General features: G+C 59.3%; 21 protein-coding genes. 16 read left to right on the forward strand and 5 right to left on the reverse strand.

Annotation, left to right across the window (positions count from 1 at the left end):
* Positions 1 to 6: 6 nt before the first annotated feature.
* The 6 genes from nuoI to nuoN all read left to right on the forward strand — a co-directional run bounded on the left by nuoI (position 7) and on the right by nuoN (position 6415).
* Complete coding sequence (gene nuoI, locus ABLU78_RS16415; RefSeq protein WP_015365590.1) at positions 7 to 549, forward strand: NADH-quinone oxidoreductase subunit NuoI; 543 nt, start codon at positions 7 to 9, stop codon at positions 547 to 549.
* Between the two features lie 11 nt (positions 550 to 560).
* Entirely contained in the window at positions 561 to 1115 is a 555-nt protein-coding gene (gene nuoJ, locus ABLU78_RS16420) for an NADH-quinone oxidoreductase subunit J (protein ID WP_015365591.1), read from the forward strand.
* The gene (gene nuoK, locus ABLU78_RS16425; protein ID WP_004865088.1) at positions 1112 to 1414 is read left to right on the forward strand and encodes an NADH-quinone oxidoreductase subunit NuoK; all 303 of its coding nucleotides are present in this window, start codon (positions 1112 to 1114) and stop codon (positions 1412 to 1414) included. Before nuoJ ends, nuoK begins: the two co-directional genes overlap by 4 nt.
* Positions 1411 to 3252: an NADH-quinone oxidoreductase subunit L gene (gene nuoL / locus ABLU78_RS16430; protein WP_015706160.1), complete on the forward strand. Its 1842-nt coding sequence runs from the start codon at positions 1411 to 1413 to the stop codon at positions 3250 to 3252. The genes nuoK and nuoL overlap by 4 nt, the downstream gene beginning before the upstream one ends.
* 169 nt (positions 3253 to 3421) lie before the next feature.
* Positions 3422 to 4951 carry an NADH-quinone oxidoreductase subunit M gene (nuoM, locus tag ABLU78_RS16435; protein ID WP_048229152.1) on the forward strand — a complete coding sequence of 510 codons (1530 nt, stop codon included), beginning with the start codon at positions 3422 to 3424 and terminating at the stop codon, positions 4949 to 4951.
* Between the two features lie 6 nt (positions 4952 to 4957).
* Entirely contained in the window at positions 4958 to 6415 is a 1458-nt protein-coding gene (gene nuoN, locus ABLU78_RS16440; RefSeq protein ID WP_015365594.1) for an NADH-quinone oxidoreductase subunit NuoN, read from the forward strand.
* 56 nt (positions 6416 to 6471) lie between these two features.
* Here the strand turns inward: nuoN and rnz are convergent, their stop codons facing one another.
* On the reverse strand, positions 6472 to 7392 hold the full coding sequence (gene rnz, locus ABLU78_RS16445) for a ribonuclease Z (protein ID WP_015706158.1): 921 nt from the start codon (positions 7390 to 7392) through the stop codon (positions 6472 to 6474).
* Between the two features lie 56 nt (positions 7393 to 7448).
* Between rnz and ABLU78_RS16450 the strand changes: the two genes are divergently transcribed.
* From ABLU78_RS16450 to menE, 7 genes are all read left to right on the forward strand, one after another.
* Positions 7449 to 7910, forward strand: a complete 462-nt coding sequence (locus ABLU78_RS16450; RefSeq protein ID WP_015365596.1) for a GNAT family N-acetyltransferase — start codon at positions 7449 to 7451, stop codon at positions 7908 to 7910.
* A gap of 173 nt (positions 7911 to 8083) precedes the next feature.
* Positions 8084 to 9379: an isochorismate synthase MenF gene (gene menF / locus ABLU78_RS16455; protein WP_048229149.1), complete on the forward strand. Its 1296-nt coding sequence runs from the start codon at positions 8084 to 8086 to the stop codon at positions 9377 to 9379.
* 76 nt (positions 9380 to 9455) lie between these two features.
* Positions 9456 to 11126, forward strand: a complete 1671-nt coding sequence (menD, locus tag ABLU78_RS16460) for a 2-succinyl-5-enolpyruvyl-6-hydroxy-3-cyclohexene-1-carboxylic-acid synthase (RefSeq protein ID WP_047466133.1) — start codon at positions 9456 to 9458, stop codon at positions 11124 to 11126.
* The gene (menH, locus tag ABLU78_RS16465) at positions 11123 to 11881 is read left to right on the forward strand and encodes a 2-succinyl-6-hydroxy-2,4-cyclohexadiene-1-carboxylate synthase (protein WP_048229145.1); all 759 of its coding nucleotides are present in this window, start codon (positions 11123 to 11125) and stop codon (positions 11879 to 11881) included. Before menD ends, menH begins: the two co-directional genes overlap by 4 nt.
* 14 nt (positions 11882 to 11895) lie before the next feature.
* Positions 11896 to 12753, forward strand: coding sequence for a 1,4-dihydroxy-2-naphthoyl-CoA synthase (gene menB / locus ABLU78_RS16470; protein WP_015365600.1), 858 nt, complete (start codon positions 11896 to 11898; stop codon positions 12751 to 12753).
* Positions 12753 to 13718, forward strand: a complete 966-nt coding sequence (gene menC, locus ABLU78_RS16475) for an o-succinylbenzoate synthase (RefSeq protein WP_047044977.1) — start codon at positions 12753 to 12755, stop codon at positions 13716 to 13718. Before menB ends, menC begins: the two co-directional genes overlap by 1 nt.
* Complete coding sequence (gene menE / locus ABLU78_RS16480) at positions 13715 to 15076, forward strand: o-succinylbenzoate--CoA ligase (protein WP_026612252.1); 1362 nt, start codon at positions 13715 to 13717, stop codon at positions 15074 to 15076. The genes menC and menE overlap by 4 nt, the downstream gene beginning before the upstream one ends.
* Here menE and ABLU78_RS16485 read toward each other — a convergent pair.
* Genes ABLU78_RS16485 through ABLU78_RS16495 form a run of 3 tightly spaced genes read right to left on the reverse strand, consistent with a single transcriptional unit; the run spans position 15073 to position 18029 of the window.
* A complete protein-coding gene (locus ABLU78_RS16485) occupies positions 15073 to 16590 on the reverse strand; it encodes a tripartite tricarboxylate transporter permease (protein ID WP_015365603.1) in 1518 nt (505 codons plus the stop codon). The genes menE and ABLU78_RS16485 overlap by 4 nt on opposite strands.
* An 11-nt stretch (positions 16591 to 16601) precedes the next feature.
* Positions 16602 to 17033 carry a tripartite tricarboxylate transporter TctB family protein gene (locus ABLU78_RS16490; protein WP_015365604.1) on the reverse strand — a complete coding sequence of 144 codons (432 nt, stop codon included), beginning with the start codon at positions 17031 to 17033 and terminating at the stop codon, positions 16602 to 16604.
* Positions 17034 to 17048: 15 nt separating this feature from the next.
* Positions 17049 to 18029 carry a tripartite tricarboxylate transporter substrate binding protein gene (locus ABLU78_RS16495; protein ID WP_015365605.1) on the reverse strand — a complete coding sequence of 327 codons (981 nt, stop codon included), beginning with the start codon at positions 18027 to 18029 and terminating at the stop codon, positions 17049 to 17051.
* A gap of 133 nt (positions 18030 to 18162) precedes the next feature.
* Here ABLU78_RS16495 and tctD point away from each other — a divergent pair, with 133 nt between their 5' ends.
* On the forward strand, positions 18163 to 18840 hold the full coding sequence (gene tctD / locus ABLU78_RS16500) for a transcriptional regulator TctD (RefSeq protein ID WP_032712083.1): 678 nt from the start codon (positions 18163 to 18165) through the stop codon (positions 18838 to 18840).
* A complete protein-coding gene (locus tag ABLU78_RS16505) occupies positions 18827 to 20236 on the forward strand; it encodes a sensor histidine kinase (RefSeq protein ID WP_048229138.1) in 1410 nt (469 codons plus the stop codon). The genes tctD and ABLU78_RS16505 overlap by 14 nt, the downstream gene beginning before the upstream one ends.
* Here ABLU78_RS16505 and nudI read toward each other — a convergent pair.
* Positions 20233 to 20658: a nucleoside triphosphatase NudI gene (gene nudI / locus ABLU78_RS16510; RefSeq protein WP_015365608.1), complete on the reverse strand. Its 426-nt coding sequence runs from the start codon at positions 20656 to 20658 to the stop codon at positions 20233 to 20235. The two genes, ABLU78_RS16505 and nudI, sit on opposite strands and share 4 nt — an antisense overlap.
* Before the next feature lie 426 nt (positions 20659 to 21084).
* On the opposite strand from nudI, the gene ABLU78_RS16515 reads away from it, so the two are divergent.
* A complete protein-coding gene (locus ABLU78_RS16515; protein WP_015365610.1) occupies positions 21085 to 21627 on the forward strand; it encodes a YfaZ family outer membrane protein in 543 nt (180 codons plus the stop codon).
* Positions 21628 to 21630 lie beyond the last annotated feature (3 nt).

Here is a 21630-nt window from a genome sequence, read left to right on the forward strand (position 1 = left end):
TTGAACATGACCTTAAAAGAATTATTGGTAGGGTTCGGCACCCAGGTCCGCAGTATTTGCATGATCGGGATGCACGCCTTCGCCAAACGTGAAACTCAGATGTACCCGGAAGAGCCGGTATATCTGCCGCCGCGCTATCGTGGCCGTATCGTGCTGACGCGCGATCCGGACGGTGAAGAGCGCTGCGTTGCCTGTAACCTGTGTGCGGTAGCCTGCCCGGTTGGCTGTATTTCTCTGCAGAAAGCAGAGACCAAAGATGGCCGCTGGTACCCGGAGTTCTTCCGCATCAACTTCTCACGCTGCATTTTCTGCGGCCTGTGCGAAGAAGCGTGCCCGACCACGGCGATTCAGTTGACCCCGGACTTCGAACTGGGCGAATACAAACGTCAGGATCTGGTGTACGAAAAAGAGGATCTGCTGATTTCCGGTCCGGGCAAATACCCGGAATATAACTTCTACCGGATGGCGGGTATGGCAATCGACGGCAAAGATAAGGGCGAAGCGGAAAACGAAGCTAAGCCAATCGACGTCAAGAGCCTGTTACCGTAAGGAGAGGGGCAATGGAATTCGCTTTTTATATCTGTGGCCTGATAGCCATCCTCGCAACCTTGCGGGTCGTCACCCACACCAATCCGGTGCACGCGCTGCTGTACCTGATCATTTCGCTGTTAGCGATTGCCGGGGTGTTTTTCTCGCTGGGCGCTTACTTCGCCGGTGCGCTGGAAATCATCGTTTACGCCGGGGCCATTATGGTGCTGTTCGTGTTCGTGGTGATGATGCTCAACCTGGGCGGCACCGAGATCGAACAGGAACGCAAATGGCTGCAGCCGGGGATCTGGATTGGCCCGGCCATCCTTTCCGCGGTGCTGCTGGTGGTTATCGTTTACGCCATCCTGGGCATCAATGACCAGGGTATCGACGGCGCGGCGATCAACGCCAAAGAAGTGGGTATTGCGCTGTTTGGGCCGTACGTCCTGGCGGTGGAGCTGGCCTCCATGCTGCTGCTGGCGGGCCTGGTTGTCGCCTTCCACATTGGCCGCGAAGAGCGCGCCGGTGAGGTGCTGAGCAACCGCGTGAACGACAGCGACAAAAGAAAAACGGAGGAACACGCATGATCCCCTTAACACATGGACTGATCCTCGCCGCCATCCTGTTTGTGCTCGGCCTGACTGGTCTTGTGATCCGCCGCAATCTGCTATTTATGCTGATTAGCCTGGAAATCATGATTAACGCCGCCGCGCTGGCATTCGTGGTCGCGGGAAGCTACTGGGGCCAGACTGATGGTCAGATTATGTATATCCTCGCCATCAGCCTCGCGGCTGCGGAAGCGAGTATCGGTCTGGCGCTGCTGCTGCAGCTCCATCGTCGCCGCCAGAACCTGAACATCGATTCAGTAAGTGAGTTGCGTGGATGAACATGCTTGCCTTAACCATTCTTCTGCCATTGATTGGCTTTGTGCTGCTGGCCTTCTCCCGCGGACGCTGGTCGGAAAATCTTTCCGCCACCGTTGGGATGGGCTCGGTAGGCCTGGCGGCGCTGGTGACGGCGTACGTCGGCGTCGACTTTTTCGCTAACGGTAAACAGGCGGTCAGCGTACCGCTGTGGAACTGGATGTCGGTCGGTGATTTCAACATCGGCTTCAACCTGGTGCTGGATGGCCTGTCTCTGACCATGCTTTCCGTGGTTACCGGCGTCGGCTTCCTGATCCACATGTTTGCCTCCTGGTACATGCGCGGCGAAGAGGGCTACTCTCGCTTCTTCGCTTACACCAACCTGTTTATCGCCAGCATGGTCGTTCTGGTGCTGGCCGATAACCTGCTGTTGATGTACCTGGGTTGGGAAGGCGTGGGTCTCTGTTCGTACCTGCTGATCGGCTTCTATTACACCGATCCGAAGAACAACGCCGCGGCGATGAAAGCGTTCGTGGTCACCCGCGTCGGCGACGTGTTCCTCGCCTTCGCGCTGTTCATTCTTTATAACGAATTGGGCACCCTGAACTTCCGTGAAATGGTTGAGCTGGCGCCGCAGCACTTCGCAAACGGCAGCACCACGCTGCAGTGGGCGACGCTGATGCTGCTCGGCGGCGCGGTCGGTAAATCCGCTCAGTTGCCGCTGCAAACGTGGCTTGCCGATGCGATGGCGGGCCCAACGCCGGTCTCTGCGCTGATCCACGCGGCTACCATGGTGACCGCGGGCGTGTACCTGATTGCCCGTACCCACGGCCTGTTCCTGATGACGCCGGAAGTGCTGCATCTGGTCGGTATCGTTGGCGCAATCACGCTGGTGCTGGCGGGCTTCGCCGCGCTGGTGCAGACCGACATCAAACGTGTGCTGGCTTACTCGACCATGAGCCAGATTGGCTACATGTTCCTCGCGCTGGGCGTGCAGGCATGGGACGCAGCGATCTTCCACCTGATGACGCACGCGTTCTTTAAAGCGCTGCTGTTCCTGTCGTCCGGTTCGGTGATCCTCGCCTGCCATCATGAACAGAACATCTTCAAGATGGGCGGCCTGCGCAAATCCATTCCGCTGGTTTATGTCTGCTTCCTGGTGGGGGGCGCGGCGCTGTCCGCTCTGCCGCTTATCACCGCAGGCTTCTTCAGTAAGGATGAGATTCTGGCTGGCGCGATGGCCAACGGTCATATCAATCTGATGGTAGCGGGCCTGGTCGGCGCCTTTATGACCTCGCTGTATACCTTCCGTATGATTTTCATCGTGTTCCACGGTAAAGAGCAAATTCACGCGCATGCAGGGAAGGGGATTACCCACCATCTGCCGCTGATTGTGCTGCTGATTCTGTCCACCTTCGTTGGCGCGCTGATTGTGCCGCCGCTGGAAGGCGTTCTGCCGCAGACCACTGAGCTCGCTCACGGTAGCGTGATGACGCTGGAAATGACCTCCGGGATTATCGCTATCGCCGGCATCCTGATCGCCGCATGGCTGTGGCTGGGCAAACGTACGCTGGTGACTTCCATCGCCAACAGCGCGCCTGGCCGCTTCTTCGGCACCTGGTGGTTCCATGCCTGGGGCTTCGACTGGTTATACGACAAAGTGTTCGTCAAACCATTCCTCGGCATTGCCTGGCTGCTGAAGAGCGATCCGCTGAACTCGTTGATGAATATCCCGGCGATTCTGTCCCGCTTCGCAGGCAAAGGTCTGCTGGTGAGCGAGAACGGCTATCTGCGCTGGTATGTGGCTTCAATGAGCATTGGCGCGGTGGTGGTGCTGGCTCTGCTGATGGTACTGCGTTGATTTGAGCGCGCGGTTTTGCCCGGTGGCGCTTCGCTTACCGGGCCTACGAAACCGTAGGTCGGGTAAGCGAATCGCCACCCGACACAACAAACCGCCCTCAAACGTGAATGTAGTCGAATTCGTTGAAAATCGGTCCTGAACGGGACTTTAACAAGGAATAAAAATCGCCATGTTATTACCCTGGCTAATATTAATCCCCTTTATTGGCGGCTTCCTGTGCTGGCAGACTGAACGCTTTGGCGTGAAACTGCCGCGCTGGATCGCGCTGATTACCATGGGACTGACGCTGGTGCTTGGCCTGCAGCTGTGGATGCAGGGCGGCTATTCTCTGACGCAATCCGCGGGGATTCCGCAGTGGCAGTCGGAATTCGTGCTGCCGTGGATCCCACGTTTCGGCATTAGCATCCATCTGGCGATTGACGGTCTGTCGCTGCTCATGGTGGTGCTGACCGGCCTGCTCGGCGTGTTGGCGGTGCTCTGTTCCTGGCGCGAAATCGAAAAGTACCAGGGCTTCTTCCACCTCAACCTGATGTGGATCCTGGGCGGCGTCATCGGGGTATTCCTCGCCATCGACATGTTCCTGTTCTTCTTCTTCTGGGAAATGATGTTGGTGCCGATGTACTTCCTGATCGCGCTGTGGGGGCACAAAGCCTCTGACGGTAAAACGCGTATCACGGCGGCCACCAAGTTCTTCATCTATACCCAGGCGAGCGGTCTGGTGATGCTGATCGCCATTCTGGCGCTGGCATTCGTCCACTTCAACGCCACCGGCGTGTGGACCTTCAACTATGAAGAGCTGCTGAAAACTCCGATGTCGCACGGCGTGGAATACATGCTAATGCTCGGCTTCTTCATCGCCTTCGCGGTGAAAATGCCGGTAGTACCGCTGCACGGCTGGCTACCGGACGCCCACTCCCAGGCGCCGACGGCCGGTTCCGTCGACCTCGCGGGCATCTTGCTGAAAACCGCGGCCTACGGTCTGCTGCGCTTTGCGCTGCCGTTGTTCCCGAACGCCTCCGCCGAGTTTGCGCCAATCGCCATGTGGCTGGGCGTGATCGGTATCTTCTACGGCGCGTGGATGGCCTTCGCCCAGACCGATATCAAACGTCTGATTGCATACACCTCCGTTTCCCACATGGGCTTCGTGCTGATTGCTATCTACACCGGTAGCCAGCTGGCTTATCAAGGGGCGGTGATTCAGATGATTGCCCACGGTCTGTCCGCGGCGGGTCTGTTCATTCTGTGCGGCCAGCTGTACGAACGTCTGCACACCCGCGATATGCGCCAGATGGGCGGCTTGTGGAGCAAAATTAAATGGCTGCCGGCGATGTCGATGTTCTTCGCTGTCGCCACCCTGGGGATGCCGGGCACCGGTAACTTTGTCGGCGAATTTATGATTCTGTTCGGCAGCTATAAAGTGGTGCCGGTGATTACCGTTATCTCGACCTTTGGTCTGGTATTCGCTTCCGTTTACTCGCTGTCGATGCTGCATCGCGCCTACTTCGGTAAGGCGAAGAGCGAAATCGCGACGAAAGAGCTGCCGGGGATGTCCCTGCGTGAACTGTCTATCATCCTGCTGCTGGTGCTGCTGCTGGTGCTGTTGGGCTTCTTCCCGCAGCCGATTCTCGACACCTCGCATGCTGCGATGAGCAACATTCAGCAGTGGTTTGTTAATTCTGTTTCTACTACAAGGCCGTAATTCGCCATGACAATAACTCCACAACAACTGATCGCACTGCTACCGCTGCTGATCGTCGGCTTGACGGTGGTGGTTGTGATGCTCTCCATTGCGTGGCGACGCAATCATTTTCTCAATGCCACGTTGTCGGTTCTCGGACTAAACGCCGCGCTGGTCTCGCTCTGGTTTGTTGGTCAGAACGGGGCGATGGACGTCACCCCGCTGATCCGCGTTGACGGTTACTCGATGCTCTATACCGGGCTGGTGCTGTTGGCGAGCCTCGCGACCTGTACTTTCGCCTACCCATGGCTTGAGGGTTACAAGGACAATAAAGAAGAGTTCTACCTGCTGGTGCTGATCGCCGCGCTGGGTGGCATTCTGCTGGCCGGCGCCAATCACCTGGCCTCGCTGTTCCTCGGTATCGAATTGATTTCGCTGCCGTTGTTCGGCCTGGTCGGTTACGCTTTCCGCCAGAAACGTTCGCTGGAAGCGAGCATCAAATACACCATCCTCTCCGCGGCAGCCTCGTCTTTCCTGCTGTTCGGTATGGCGCTGGTATATGCGAATTCCGGTAACCTGTCCTTCCTCGCGCTGGGCAAGAGCCTGGCTGACAACGCGCTGCACGAGCCGCTTCTGCTGGCGGGCCTCGGTCTGATGATCGTCGGTCTTGGCTTTAAATTGTCGCTGGTGCCGTTCCACCTGTGGACGCCGGATGTATACCAGGGCGCGCCTGCGCCGGTATCCACCTTCCTGGCGACCGCCAGCAAGATTGCCATCTTCGGCGTGGTGATGCGTCTGTTCCTGTACATGCCGGTGGGCGACAGTGAAGCAGTACGTGTGGTGCTGGGCCTGATCGCCTTCGCCTCTATCATCTTCGGTAACCTGATGGCGCTGAGCCAGACCAACATTAAGCGTCTGCTCGGTTACTCTTCCATCTCACACCTCGGCTATCTGCTGGTGGCGTTAATCGCCCTGCAGAGCGGCGAAATGTCGATGGAAGCCGTTGGCGTCTACCTGGCCGGTTATCTGTTCAGCAGTCTCGGCGCGTTCGGCGTGGTCAGCCTGATGTCCAGCCCGTACCGCGGTCCGGATGCTGACTCGCTGTTCTCCTACCGCGGTCTGTTCTGGCACCGTCCGATCCTGTCGGCGGTAATGACGGTGATGATGCTGTCGCTGGCCGGTATTCCGATGACCCTCGGCTTTATCGGTAAGTTCTACGTGCTGGCCGTCGGTGTGCATGCGCACCTGTGGTGGCTGGTTGCCGCGGTGGTGATTGGTTCGGCGATTGGTCTCTACTATTATCTGCGCGTTGCCGTCAGCTTGTACCTGAGCGCCCCGGAGCAACTGAACCGCGATGCGCCGTCAAACTGGCAGTACAGCGCCGGCGGTATCGTAGTGCTGATCTCCGCGCTGCTGGTGCTGGTGCTCGGCGTGTGGCCGCAGCCGCTGATTAGCATCGTGCAGCTGGCGACGCCGCTGATGTAATCTGCGCTATAAATAAAAAACCGCCGACTTGTCGGCGGTTTTTTTATGCCTGCGGTTTACGCCAGCCGATAGACCATAAAATCCTCCGCCAGTAGCGTATTGGCGAAAATCTCCCGACATTCCGCCAGCATACGCAGGCAGCCTTCGGCATCGTAGCGCGAGCTAAAGTGGGTGGCGATTAGCGTGCCGACCCCCGCTTCTTTGGCAAGCGCCGCGGTTTGCTGACTGGAAGAGTGGCCACGGCTATTGGCTTTCTCCGCCATCGCCTGCTCAAGGGTGGTTTCGTGGACCATCACATCCGCGCCGCGCGCCATCTCCAGCGCCTGCGGGCAGGGGGCGGTATCGCCAAAAATGGCCAGCGTTTTACCCGGCGTCGATGGCCCCAGGTAGCGGCTACCGTCGATGACCCGGCCATCTTCCAGTTCAACACGCTGGCCGAGCTTGAGCTGATGGAACAGCGGCCCCGGACGCACGCCATCGGCAATCAGTTGGGCGGCATCGAGCGTTCCGGGCTTGTCATGCTGTTCGATGCGGTAGCCGTAGCACTCCACCGGATGACTGAGCGGGTACGCGCTGACCCGATAGCCATCTTCGTCGAAGACCAGGCCGGGGCCGACTTCGATGATAGTGAGCGGATAATCGGTCCATGAGCCGCTCAGGCGCAGCGCGGTTTCGATAAATTCTTTAATCCCTTTTGGCCCGTAAACCGTCAGCGGCAGCGAATTTCCCTGCATCGAGCGGCTGCACAACAGGCCGGGCAGGCCGAACAGATGATCGCCGTGCAGGTGAGTGATGAAAATTTTATTCAGTTTGCCTGGGTGGTAAGGGGTATGGAGAAACTGATGCTGGGTGCCTTCGCCGCAGTCAAACAACCACATTTCAGCGCTGGTGGGTTGTTGCAAATTCAGTATTATCGACGTCATATTACGCGTACGGGTCGGCACGCCGGCAGATGTCCCCAAAAATGTTAATTCCATCGTCCAGTGTCCTCAGGCGAGTGGTAAAGCATCAGTATATCAATAAGGAGTCACAAATGATGACCTGGCAGGATTTACATCACAGCGAGCTCACCGTTGCTCAACTGTACGCCTTGCTGAAGCTGCGCAGCGCGGTGTTTGTCGTCGAACAACGCTGCGTCTATCAGGATATCGACGGCGATGATTTAGTCGGTGAGAACCGTCATCTGCTCGGCTGGCGCGACGGAGAGCTGGTGGCCTATGCGCGGATCCTCAAAAGCGAAGAGGAGTTCGAACCGGTGGTGATCGGTCGGGTTATCGTCAGCCCGTCCGTGCGCGGCGAGAAGCTGGGCTACCAGCTGATGGAGCAGGCGCTGGCCAGCTGCCGGCAGAACTGGCCGCAGAAGGCGATTTATCTTGGGGCGCAGGCGCATTTGCAGAAATTTTATGCCAGCTTTGGTTTTGTGCCGGTGACGGAGGTATACGATGAGGACGGTATTGCCCATATCGGTATGGCGCGTGACATCACAACTCATTAAGAAGCTAAATAGTAATAGCGTATCGCTATCAATTATCTATACTTTTCCTCCTGTAGCGAATCCGGTGGCTGGCGTTCGCCGGGCCTGTTAAGGTTCGCTCCCTCATGATGGGTACTGCTATTTATCGCAGCTACCCTTTATAATGTGGGGTTTTTAATTTCGTGGAGGTTCGCGTGCTGTCTGTTTCCACCGCGCTGGAAAGCCTGCTGGGCTGCCTGGCTGAAGATTTCCCTCCGTCACCCGGCACGCGAATTTTTGATATCCCATTCCCGTTAAACGACGCCTTTGACCCGTTACTGTGGTGCGCGCATCAGCCGTGCTGGCCGCAATTCTACTGGCAGCAGCGTAACGGCGATGAAGAGCTGGCGGCGCTGGGGGCAGTAACCACCTTTGCCTCTTTGTCCGCGGCGCATGATTTTTTATGCGCCCAGGGACGGGAAGATCTGCGCATCAGCGGGCTGAATGCGTTCGATCCGCAGCAGGGTCATCTGTTTCTGCCGCGGCTGGAGTGGCGCCGCCTGGGTGGCAAAGCGACTTTACGGCTGGTGGTACACAGTGTGACCTCGCTGCAAGACGACGCGGCCGCCGCGCGGGCGTTTCTCCAATCATTAAATAGCGAGCAGGCGACGGCGGCATCGATTCCGCCGCTGCAAAGCGAGCAGCATGCGCCGGAATACCCGCAGTGGCGCGAGCTGATTACGCAGGCGACGCAGGCAATCGGCGCCGGCGAAATGGATAAGGTTGTGCTGGCGCGGGTCACGGATTTACGCTTCAGCGCGCCGCTGCAGGCGTTTGCCATTATGGCGGCCAGTCGGCGCAGCAATCTTAACTGTTTTCACTTCCTGATGGCCTTCAGCCCACAGCAGGCGTTTCTCGGCTCCACGCCGGAACGGCTGTGGCGGCGACGCGGCGCGCTGCTGCGCACCGAAGCGCTGGCGGGCACCGTCGCTAATCATCACGATGACGCCCGGGCGCAGCAGTTGGCCGATTGGCTAATGAAAGACGATAAAAACCAGCGGGAAAATATGCTGGTGGTGGAGGATATCTGCCAGCGTTTGCAGGGCGAGTCGCCGACGCTTGACGTTCTGCCGCCGCAGGTCGTACGCCTGCGTAAGGTGCAGCATCTCCGGCGCTGTATCTGGTGCGAACTGGCTGAGCCCGACGACAGCCGCTGTCTGCTGCAGCTGCAGCCTACCGCGGCGGTGGCGGGGCTGCCGCGCCAGGCGGCGCTGGCGTTCATCCGCCGCCATGAGCCTTTCACCCGCGAATGGTATGCCGGCTCCGCAGGTTATCTTTCACTGGCGCAAAGCGAGTTTTGCGTGGCGCTGCGTTCGGCAAAAGTCGAAAACGACACCCTGAGGCTGTATGCCGGGGCCGGTATTGTCAGCGGATCTGACCCGCAGCAGGAGTGGCAAGAAATAGAAAATAAAGCGGCGGGATTACGAACGTTATTACTTTCAGAAACGTAGAGAGACGACGTATATCAAAACGGCGCAACTCTGCCTTATCTATACTTAGCATCAATATTTGATACCGGACAATTTCATGTCAGTAAGCGCATTTAACCGACGCTGGGCGGCGGTGATCCTTGAAGCTTTAACCCGCCACGGCGTGCAGCACATTTGCATTGCCCCAGGCTCGCGCTCGACGCCCTTAACCCTGGCGGCGGCGGAAAACCGCGCTTTTATTCATCATACTCATTTTGACGAACGTGGTCTTGGCCACCTGGCGCTGGGACTGGCGAAGGCCAGCCGCCAGCCGGTGGCGGTGATTGTGACCTCCGGAACCGCAACCGCGAATCTCTATCCGGCGCTGATTGAAGCGGGCCTGACGGGTGAAAAACTGATCCTGCTGACCGCCGACCGCCCGCCGGAGCTTATCGACTGCGGCGCCAATCAGGCCATCCGCCAACCGGGAATGTTTGCTTCTCATCCTGCGCAGACCGTTTCTTTACCGCGTCCTTCGCAGGATATTTCCGCGCGCTGGTTGGTCTCGACCATCGATCAGGCGCTGGGCGAGCTGCATGCCGGCGGGGTGCATATCAACTGCCCGTTCGCTGAGCCGCTATATGGCGATATGGACGATACCGGGCTGGAGTGGCAACAGCAGCTCGGCAACTGGTGGCAGAGCGATAAGCCCTGGCTGCGTCAGGCGCTGCAGATGGAGAGTGAGAAACAGCGCGACTGGTTCTTCTGGCGGCAAAAACGCGGCGTAGTGGTCGCGGGCAGGATGAGCGCCGCGGAAGGTAAAAAAGTGGCTGAATGGGCGCAGACCCTCGGCTGGCCGCTGATTGGCGATGTCCTGTCGCAGACCGGGCAGCCGTTGCCGTGCGCCGACCTGTGGCTGGGCAACGGTAAAGCGGTCAGCGAACTGGCGCAGGCGCAAATCGTCGTGCAACTCGGTAGCAGTCTGACCGGCAAACGCGTGCTCCAGTGGCAGGCGACCTGCGAGCCGGATGAATACTGGCTGGTGGATAATCTGCGCGGTCGCCTCGATCCGGCGCAGCACCGCGGTCGCCGTCTGCTCTCAAGCGTTGAGCGCTGGCTCGAACTGCATCCGGCGGAGAAACGTCAGCCGTGGGCGACGGTGATCCCGCAGCTTGCCGGGCAGGCGTGGCAGGCCGCGGTCGCCAGCAACGAGCCTTTTGGCGAAGCGCAGCTGGCGCAGCGCATTCGGCGCTATTTGCCGGACCAGGGACAGCTGTTTGTTGGCAACAGTTTAGTGGTACGCCTGATAGACGCGCTGGGGCAACTGCCGGCGGGTTATCCGGTCTATAGTAATCGCGGCGCCAGCGGCATCGATGGCCTATTGGCGACCGCCGCCGGCGTGCAGCGGGCGAGCGCCCGGCCTACGCTTGCAATCGTCGGCGATCTTTCGGCGTTATACGATCTCAACTCGCTGGCCCTGCTGCGCCAGGCGTCGGCGCCGCTGGTGCTGATCGTGGTCAATAATAACGGCGGGCAGATTTTCTCTATGCTGCCGACGCCGCAGGACGAGCGCCGCCAGTTCTATTTAATGCCGCAGGACGTGGATTTCAGCCATGCGGCGGCGATGTTCGGTCTGGCTTATCATCGCCCTGATGACTGGCAGTCGCTGGATGAGGCGCTGGCAGGCGCGTGGCGCCGCGCCGGGGCGACGGTAATTGAGCTGGCGGTTAACGAGACCGACGGTACGCAGACTCTCCAGCAACTGCTGGCGCAGGTAAGCCGCCTGTGACGCTCAACGCGACGGTTGAAAGCGGCCAGCCGGGTTATCCCTGGCTGGTATTCCTGCACGGCTTTTCCGGAGACCGCGACGAGTGGCGTACGGTTGGCGAAGCGTTTCCGGCCTGGCCGCGGCTGTATCTCGATCTGCCGGGGCACGGTGGCTCGGCGGATATCGCGGTCGATGGCTTTACCGGGGTTAGCGAATTACTGCAGGCTACGCTAAATAGTTACAACATCCTGGATTACTGGTTGGTTGGCTACTCCCTGGGCGGCCGGGTGGCGATGAACTTCGCCTGCCAGCCGCGCGCGGGCCTGCGCGGCCTGATTGTTGAGGGCGGACATCCGGGCCTGCAGGACGAAGCGTCGCGGCAGGCGCGGCTCATCAACGATAGCGCCTGGGCGGAACGTTTTCGCCGCGAGCCGTTAGCGCAGGTCTTCGCCGACTGGTATCAGCAACCGGTCTTCGCTTCGCTGAATGCGGCGCAGCGCGCGTCATTGGTCGCCCTACGTCGCCGCAATAACGGCGCTACGCTGGCGGCGATGCTGGAGGCGACCTCCCTTGCCCGGCAGGCCGATTTGCGCCCGTCTCTGCAGGCTCGCGATTTTCCTTTTCACTACCTGTGCGGCGAACGCGACGCGAAGTTTCGCGCTATCGCGCAAGCGCTCGCCGCCGATACCCATATCATTCACCATGCCGGACACAACGCGCACCGGGACAACCCCGAGGCGGTGATTGCCTGTCTGGCGCAGATTCTGGCAAGTTAACTGAAGGACATTCTATGATCTCTCTTGATGAAGCAATGCTCTACGCCCCCGTTGAATGGCACGATTGCTCAGAAGGCTATACCGATATTCGTTATCAAAAATCGACTGACGGGATTGCTAAAATCACTATCAATCGTCCGCAGGTGCGCAACGCCTTCCGTCCGCTGACCGTCAAAGAGATGATTCAGGCGCTGGCGGATGCCCGCTATGACGACAATATCGGCGTTATCGTACTGACTGGTGAAGGCGATAAAGCTTTCTGCGCCGGCGGCGACCAGAAAGTCCGCGGCGACTACGGCGGCTATCAGGACGACTCCGGCGTTCACCATCTCAACGTACTCGACTTCCAGCGCCAGATCCGCACCTGCCCGAAACCGGTAGTAGCGATGGTCGCCGGTTACTCTATCGGCGGCGGCCACGTACTGCACATGATGTGCGACCTGACCATCGCGGCGGACAATGCCATCTTTGGCCAGACCGGGCCAAAAGTCGGCTCCTTTGATGGCGGCTGGGGCGCTTCCTATATGGCGCGTATCGTCGGGCAGAAAAAAGCGCGCGAAATCTGGTTCCTGTGCCGTCAGTACGACGCCCAGCAGGCGCTGGATATGGGGCTGGTGAATACCGTGGTCCCGTTGGCGGATCTGGAAAAAGAGACCGTGCGCTGGTGTCGTGAAATGCTGCAAAACAGCCCGATGGCGCTGCGCTGCCTGAAAGCGGCGTTGAACGCCGACTGCGATGGCCAGGCCGGGCTGCAGGAGCTGGCGGGTAACGCCACTATGCTGTTCTACATGACGGAAGAAGGGCAGGAAGGACGTAACGCTTTTAACCAGAAACGTCAGCCGGACTTCAGCAAATTTAAACGGAATCCATAATGCGCGTTTCGCAGGTTTACCGCTGGCAGATACCGATGGACGCGGGCGTGGTTCTGCGCGAACGGCGGTTAAAAACCCGCGACGGGCTGTTCATCCGTCTGCAGGAGGGTGAGCGCGAAGGCTGGGGGGAAATTTCTCCCCTGCCAGGATTCAGTGACGAAACTCTGGAAGAGGCGCAAATGGCGCTGCTGGCGTGGGCGCGGGCCTGGCGCGACGGCGCCGAGCCGCCGCTTCCCATGCAGCCCTCCGTCGCTTTTGGTATTAGCTGCGCGCAGGCGGAGCTTGGCGGCGAGCTACCACAGGCGGCGGATTATCGCGCGGCGCCGCTCTGTTCCGGCGACCCGGATGAACTGTTCGCCAAACTGGCGGCGATGCCCGGCGAGAAAGTCGCTAAGGTGAAAGTAGGGCTGTGGGAGGCGGTACGCGACGGCATGGTGGTGAATCTGCTACTGGAAGCGATCCCCGACCTGCAGCTGCGGCTGGATGCCAACCGGGCGTGGACGCCGATCAAAGCGCAGCAGTTCGCCAAATATGTTAATCCGGCGTATCGCCAACGCATTGCTTTTCTCGAAGAACCGTGCAAAAGCCGCGACGATTCGCGTGAATTCAGCCAGCAGACTGGTATTGCTATCGCCTGGGATGAAAGCCTGCGCGAAGCGGATTTCCGTTTTGTCGCCGAGCCCGGCGTGCGCGCGGTGGTGATCAAACCGACGCTGACCGGCAGCTTACAAAAGGTTCAGCAACAGGTCGCCGCGGCGCATGCGCTGGGGCTGAGCGCGGTGATTAGCTCGTCGATCGAGTCCAGCCTGGGGTTAACGCAACTGGCGAGGATCGCCGCCTGGCTGACCCCGCAGACTATCCCCGGACTCGATACGCTGGCGCTGATGGGCGCGCAGCTGGTGCGGGCGTGGCCGGAGAGTACGCTGCCAATATTCAATGCTGATGAGCTGGAGCAACTGCTGTGATGTTTTCCGATTGGCCGTGGCGCCACTGGCGTCAGTTACGCGGCGAGTCGCAGGCGCTACGCCTGAATGACCAGGCGTTGACCTGGCGTGAGCTATGCGCGCGGATTGACGCGCTGGCGGCTGGTTTTGCCGCGCAGGGCGTATTGGAAGGTCAGGGCGTGGCGCTACGGGCCTACAACCAGCCGGAGACGCTACTCGCCTGGCTGGCGCTGCTGCAGTGCGGGGCGCGGGTGCTGCCGCTTAATCCGCAGTTGCCTACGGCATTGCTGCAGGAACTGCTGCCTGCGTTAACCATACAGCATCAACTGGTGCTTAACGGTGATACGCTGCCGGAGAATTTACCGGCGTTAACTCTGCAGGCGGCAGAAGGCGCTTGTGCCGTTTGCTGGCATGGCGAACGGCTGGTGTCGATGACGTTAACCTCCGGCTCAACCGGCCTGCCGAAGGCGGCGGTACATAGCGCCAGCGCCCATCTGGCCAGCGCCGCTGGCGTGCTGGCGCTGATGCCGTTTGCCGCGGAAGACGACTGGCTGCTGTCGCTACCGTTGTTCCATGTCTCCGGGCAGGGGATCATCTGGCGCTGGCTGCTGGCTGGCGCGCGGCTGACGGTGCGCGATAGACAACCGCTGGAGCAGGCGCTGCGGGGCTGTACCCATGCTTCGCTGGTACCGACTCAGCTATGGCGCCTGCTAAATGGCGATGTCGATGTTTCACTCAAGGCGGTGCTGCTTGGCGGCGCGGCGATCCCCGTCGAGCTGACCGAAAGGGCGCGAGCGCAGGGAATACGCAGCTTCTGCGGCTACGGCCTCACCGAATTCGCCTCCACGGTCTGCGCCAAAGAGGCCGACGGAGCGGCGGATGTGGGCGAAGCGCTGCCGGGACGGGAGGTAAAAATTGTCGCCGGCGAGATCTGGCTGCGGGCGGCGAGCATGGCCGCAGGCTACTGGCGCGATGGTCAACTGCTGCCATTAACCAACGATGAAGGCTGGTTTGCGACGCGCGATCGCGGAGTGTTACGTGCCGGTCGGCTGTCGGTTATTGGGCGGCTGGATAATCTCTTTTTTAGCGGCGGCGAAGGCATTCAGCCGGAGGAGGTTGAGCGTGTGATACTCGCCCATCCGCAGGTTCAGCAGGTGTTTATTGTGCCGCAGGATGATATCGAATACGGCCAACGCCCGGTGGCGGTGGTTGAATGCGAGGATGGCTGCGAAATGGCCACGCTGGCGGCATGGAGCGCTGAACGGTTAGCGCGTTTCCAGCAGCCGGTACAGTGGCTACGGCTGCCGGAAACGTTAAAGAACGGCGGGATTAAGATTTCGCGCCGGGCGCTGCGCGAATGGGTCAATTCGCCGGTTTAGCCGATATTAGCCTCGGCGCGGCGCTGGCGCTGTTTACGTCTCAGACGCAGCAGCGGCGGTACCACCAGGACGGCGACAGCCAACATCAGCAATGTTTTGGTTACGCCGCTTTCCCAGAGGATAGCCAGATTACCGTTGCTGATCGACAGCGCGCGGCGCAGGTTCTGCTCCAGCATCTCGCCCAATACAAAACCGAGGATCAGCGGCGACATCGGGAAGTGCATTTTACGCATGATGTAGCCGAGCACGCCGAGGCCAACCATCAGCAACAGGTCAAAGGTGGTGCTATGCACCGCATAGACGCCGACGGCGGAAACGGCGGCGATGGCCGGTACCAGGAACCATAGCGGGATCGTCAGCATGCGGGTGAACAGGCCAATCAGCGGAATGTTCATAATAAGCAGCATCACGTTGGCGATAAGCAGCGCGGCGATGAGCCCCCAGACGATATCCGGCTGTTCGGTGAACATCGCCGGGCCGGGCGTAATGTTATATAGCGTCAGCGCGCCCATCATGACCGCGGTGGTGCCGGAACCAGGCACGCCGAGCGTCAGCATTGGAATAAACGAACCGCAGGCGGAGGCGTTATTCGCGGCTTCCGGCGCCGCTACGCCGCGAATATCCCCCTTGCCGAAGTTATCGCTATTACCACTGATTTTTTTCTCCGTCATATAGGTGATGGCGCTGGCGATGGTCGCCCCGGCGCCGGGCAGAATACCGACGAAGAAACCCACCACGGAAGAACGCAGGGTCGCGCCGACGCACTGCGCGGCCTCTTTGGTGTTAAACAGCATGCGCCCGGTTTTACGCACCAGCGTTTGCCCACCGCTGGTGCTCTCCAGCATCAACAGGATCTCGGAAACGGAGAACAGGCCGATAACCACCACAATAAATTGCACGCCATCGGAGAGATGGACGCTGTCGAAGGTAAAGCGGTAAACCCCGGTGTTGGCATCGACGCCCACCGTCGCCAGGCCCAAACCGATTAACGCCGCGAGGAACGATTTCAGCGGGTTTTGCGCCATCATGCTGCCGAGGCAGGCGATGGCAAACACCATCAGCGCGAAATATTCCGCCGGGCCGAACGCCAGTGACCACTGGGCGAGAAGCGGCGCGAACAGAATAATGCCGCCGATCGCGATAAGCGAACCGAAGAAAGAGCTGACGGCGGAAATCGACAGCGCGACGCCGCCGCGCCCTTGCTGCGCCATGGGATAGCCATCAAGCGCCGTCATGATGGCGGCGGCATCGCCGGGTACGTTCAGCAGGATAGATGAAATACGCCCGCCATATTCGCAACCGATATAGACCGTCGCCAACAGGATCAGCGCCGATTCCGCGGGCAGGTGCAGGGCAAAGGCCAGCGGCAGCAGAATGGCGACGCCGTTAATCGGCCCGAGGCCGGGCAGCAGCCCGACGATGGTTCCGACAAAGCAGCCGATGAGGGCGATAAGCAGATTTTCCGGCGTCATGGCGACGGCGAAACCCTGCGACAGATAGATCCAGGTATCCATAAGCTTCTCCGTTAATTTAACCAGACGCCAAGCGGCAGAGTCACATCAAGTAAGGTATCGAAGGCGTACCATAACGAGACGCCCATCACCACGCCGGCAATGCCTGCCGCCGGTAGCGTGGCGCCGAATAGCAGGCCGATCACCGCCGTCAGCAGCGCGGTCGCCAGCGGAAAGCCCAGCCATTCAAATCCCCAGGCATAGACCACCAGCACCACGACCATGGTTAACAGCCGTTGCAGGACATGTCGTCCCGGCCACTCGATGGCGTCCGGGCGACGCAGCAGCATCAGCGCTGAACACAGTAGCATCAGGCCGATAATGCCCAACGGGAAAGGACGCGGGCCGACGGGTTCATACGAGTATTCGCTGTGGATCTGCCAGGCGATAAACAGGCCGCCAATGCATAACAACAGCCAGACTCCGGCAAAGATACGATCGCTCATTAGCGCCTCCGCGGATTATTTAGCCAGGCCAAAGGCTTTCGCCTGTTCGCGATAATCGCTGACCTGCTGTTTTACATAGGTATCGAGTTCCTTGCCGTTCATGTTGAATTCAAACAGGCCGCGCAGTTCACGTTGCTTTTTGAACTCATCGGTTTGCTGCAGTTTAGTGAATTCATCAACCCACCACTGGTAGTCGGCATCGCTTACTTTCGGGCCCATAAAGAAGCCACGAATAATCGGCCAGACCAGGTCATAGCCCTGCTCTTTAGCGGTAGGAACATCAGCCAGCGCGCCCGGCAGACGTTCGTTGGAGAAGACCGCCAGGACGCGGATCTTATTTCCCTGCAGGTAAGGCACCATTTCACTCAGATCGCCGGAGACCGCCTGCACATGGTTGCCGAGCAGGGCGGTTACCGGCTCGCCGCCGCCCTCAAAGGCGACGTAGCGCATCTTGTGCGGGTCAACGTTGGCTTTTTGCGCCAGCAGCGCCGCTTTCATCCAGTCCTGGCTGCCGATGGAGGCCCCGGCGCCAATGACGATAGTGGCGGGATTTTTCTCCATTGCACTCATGAATGACTTCAGGTCTTTCCATGGCGAATCTGCGCGCACGGCAATCATGCCGTAGTCGGTACCGACGCTGGCCAGCCAGCGTACGTCATCAACGCCGTAGCGGCCGAATTTCCCCTGCGACAAATTCAGCAGCGAACCGCCGGAAAAAGCGACCACGGTTCCGGCTTCCGCCGGGCGCTGAGCGACGATGGCGTTGTAGGCCACCGCGCCGACGCCGCCGGGCATATAGGTAACGCGCATCGGTTTTTCGATCGCGCCGGTTTCCATCAGGCTCACCTGAATTAGCTTACAGGTAAGGTCGAAACCACCGCCGGGTTTGGCGGGCGCGATACATTCGGTGCGGGACGGGGCTTGCGCCGCGAAAGCGGTGGTTGTACAGAGGCACAGCGCGATGGCGCTAAGATGGCGGAAAAATGGCGTTTTCATAGGCTTCCTCAGTAGGTACAGGGAATGTTTTTCTGATTATGTGAACCGACATGTGGCGATTCGGTTGCGTGATTGTTAAAACAGTTACCTTTCATTTCCCTTTCAATGCGGCAGCAACTTTACAGGATGTGATATGCGTCTCTTATTAGCCGAGGATAACCGTGAGCTGGCTCACTGGCTGGAAAAAGCGCTGGTGCAGGGCGGTTTTGCCGTGGATTGCGTTTTTGATGGCCGGGCGGCGGATCACCTGCTGCAAAGTGAAAAATATGCGCTGGTGGTGCTGGATATCGGTATGCCGGGCTTAGATGGCCTCGAGGTGGTACAGCGGTTGCGTAAGCGTGGACAAACGCTGCCGGTGCTGCTGTTGACCGCGCGCAGCGCGGTAGCGGATCGGGTGAAAGGGCTGAACGTCGGCGCCGACGATTACCTACCCAAACCTTTTGAGCTGGAGGAGCTCGATGCCCGGCTGCGGGCGCTGCTGCGACGCAGCGAAGGGCAGGTGCATGAGGTGCAGCAGCTTGGCGATCTGGAATATCGCGATGAAGGCTATTTTCTGCTGCGTGGTGAGATGTTGTCCCTGACGCCGCGCGAGCTGGCGCTGTTGAAAGTGCTGATGTTTCGCCGTACCCGTCCGGTTTCCCGCCAGCAGCTATTTGAACAGGTGTTTAGCCTCAGCGACGACGTCAGCCCGGAAAGCATCGAACTTTACATTCACCGTCTGCGCAAGAAGCTCCAGCAGAGTAACGTGCGTATCACTACGCTACGCGGGCTGGGTTATCTGCTGGAGTGTGAGCCGCATGAAATGGGGTAAACCGCAGTCGCTGTATGCCCAACTGCTGCTGTTCCTCGGCCTGCCGCTGGCGCTGTTGTGGGGGCTATCGGCATTCAATAGCTACGTGAGCGCGCTGCAGGCGGCGACGCAGGCCTACGATCGTACGCTGCTCTCCTCGGCGCGCACCGTGGCGGAGCGGCTGGTAGTGCGCGGCGGCCATCTGGAGGTCAATGTGCCCTGGGTGGTGCTGGACAGCTTTGAACTCAACATGAACGACCGGTTGTATTACAAGGTGGTCGACCCGCAGGGGAAAGTGATCTCCGGTTTTGACGATCTGCCGGCGATGCCGCCGGCCACTTCACGAACCCAGCTCTACCCGGCGCTGGCATGGTTTTATCATACCGAATATCGCGGCCAGGCAATTCGCGTGGCGCGCCTGCTACAACCGGTCAACGAAGGCGGCATCGTCGGAATGGCGGAGATTTATATTGCCGAAACGCTGCAGTCGCGGCGCTGGCTGGCCGGACAACTGCTGTTCTCATCCTGGGTATCGCAGGGCTTATTAGTGCTGTTGACGTTGGTACTGGCGGGGTGGCTACTGCGCCGCGTTCTGCGGCCAATGCGTCAGCTCTCGGCGCTGATGGTGCGCCGCGAACCCGGCCTGCTGACGCCGCTACCGGAATTGTTGCCGTGGTCGGAAACGCGTCTGCTGATCGTGGCTTTTAATCGCTATATCGACCGCCTGCGGGTCATGATCTCCCGGCAGGAACGCTTTAGCGCCGATGCTTCACATCAGTTGAAAACGCCGCTGGCGGTCCTGAAAACCCAAGCCTCGGTAGCGCTGGCCAGCGACGATCCGCGGCTGTGGCGCGAGAGTTTGCAGGCCATGCGCGCGACGCTGGATGATACGATTTTACTCACCGAACGTTTGTTGCAGCTGGCGACGGTGAAACGCCGGGAGCAGGGCGAGCAGGCGTTTGTCGCGGTCGATCTGCAGGAGGTCGTGCACCATAGCTGTTTTTCGCGTATTGTCCAGGCGCGCAGTAAAAACATCGATCTGGGTTATGAGGGCGAACAGTCGCCGGTGAACGTTTTGGGGGATGGCGTTTTGTTGGGGGAACTGTGCGCCAACCTGCTCGACAATGCGATTCGCTACACTCCGGCACGCGGGACGGTGACGCTGAGCCTGCATCGCGATGGCGAAGCCGTCACGCTGAGCGTGGAGGATAGCGGCCCGGGCATTGATGAAAACCTGATTAACCAGGCGCTGACGCCGTTTCGTCGGCTCGATAACGTCGGCGGCATACCCGGCGCCGGGCTGGGCCTGGCGCTGGTAAACGATATCGCGCGTCTACATCGTAGCCGCCCGCAGCTGTCGCGCAGCGAAAGCCTGGGGGGATTGAAGGTGACGCTGCGTCTGTTGACCGTGGTTTAAAGCAGCCCTTTCTGGCTTAGGGTGAGGCGGGTCGCGGCATTAAGATCGTAATGTTGCAGGTCTTCGCCCTTCACCCAGGCGTAATCGTCGAATTCCTCGTTGATAGTGACCTCGCGGTTGGCGCTTATGCAATCGAAAATCAAATAGATCATGTAGATCTCTTCCTGGCGACCATCGGCATAGGTTTTCACGCGGGTATCATCGCGGAAGCTCCATGGCGTGATGCGGGTCAACTGTAATTTTTCGCCAAGCTCCTCGCGGACTTCACGTCGCAGCGCCTCTTCAATAGTTTCCCCCGGCTCCACGCCGCCGCCGGACAGCGCCCACTGTCCGGGAAAAACCCCGCGGTCGGCAGCCATCTTGCACAACAGGTAATGGCCATCATTTTGGATTAGCGGGCAAACAATCGTCCTTTGACGCATGATTTTTCTCCTTCGCAGTGAGTCGGGCCAGGTATCGAGGAAACAGTTTGCGAGGCGCCTCGGCAAACCGCAAGGGAAATACGGCGCTGGTGGCGAAGCTGACGGGGCTTGCGCCGGAGCGTCTGGCGCTGCTCGCCCATTAATTTTTCTGCATCCTTCAAACGACCTGCGCGACGCCGTTTGCGCAGGTTAATATAGATTTATTTAATCAATGCAACTTAATTAAATATAATTCCGCTGAATTTGAATTCGGTGGAATTTACTTTCTTTCGCAAATGCGCGGCGGTATTGCTGTAAAAAGACGCAACTGGTTACACTCTTGTGAAAAATCATTTCGCCAGGTCATTGATTCCTGACGGGTGCGCAGTAGAATTTTCAGGTTTTTTCGGGACTTCTTTGATTCTTCTTTTCTGGATAGAGTAAATAATGAAAAAGAGCATTTTTATGGCCCTGGCCGGGGTAATGATGGTTTCCTCGGCGGCCCATGCTATTAGCGTTACCGGCGAAGCCGGCGAGCACTATACCAACCTCGGCGTTGGCTTCGGAACCGAATCCACCGGCCTGGCTATTTCCGGCAACTGGTTGCATAGCGATAACGACGGCGACGCCGCGGGCTTAGGTCTGGGTCTGAATATTCCGCTGGGACCATTCCTGGCGACCGTGGGCGGCAAAGGCATTTACACTAATCCGAAGCAGGGCGATGAAGGTTACGCGGCAGCGGTCGGCGGCGGCCTGCAGTGGAAAATCGGCGATAGCTTCCGTCTGTACGGCGACTATTACTACTCGCCTGATTCACTCTCCAGCGGCATCGATAGCTATGAAGAAGCGAACGTTGGCGCCAGCTGGACCATCATGCGTCCGCTTAGCATCCAGGCAGGTTATCGCTACCTGAACCTGGCGGGCAAAGACGGCAACCGTGATAACACCATCGCCGACGGTCCGTACATCGGCGCCAGCGCCAGCTTCTAATCC

The organism is Klebsiella sp. JN_Kp122, from assembly GCF_040062085.1.
GTDB lineage: Bacteria > Pseudomonadota > Gammaproteobacteria > Enterobacterales > Enterobacteriaceae > Klebsiella > Klebsiella aerogenes.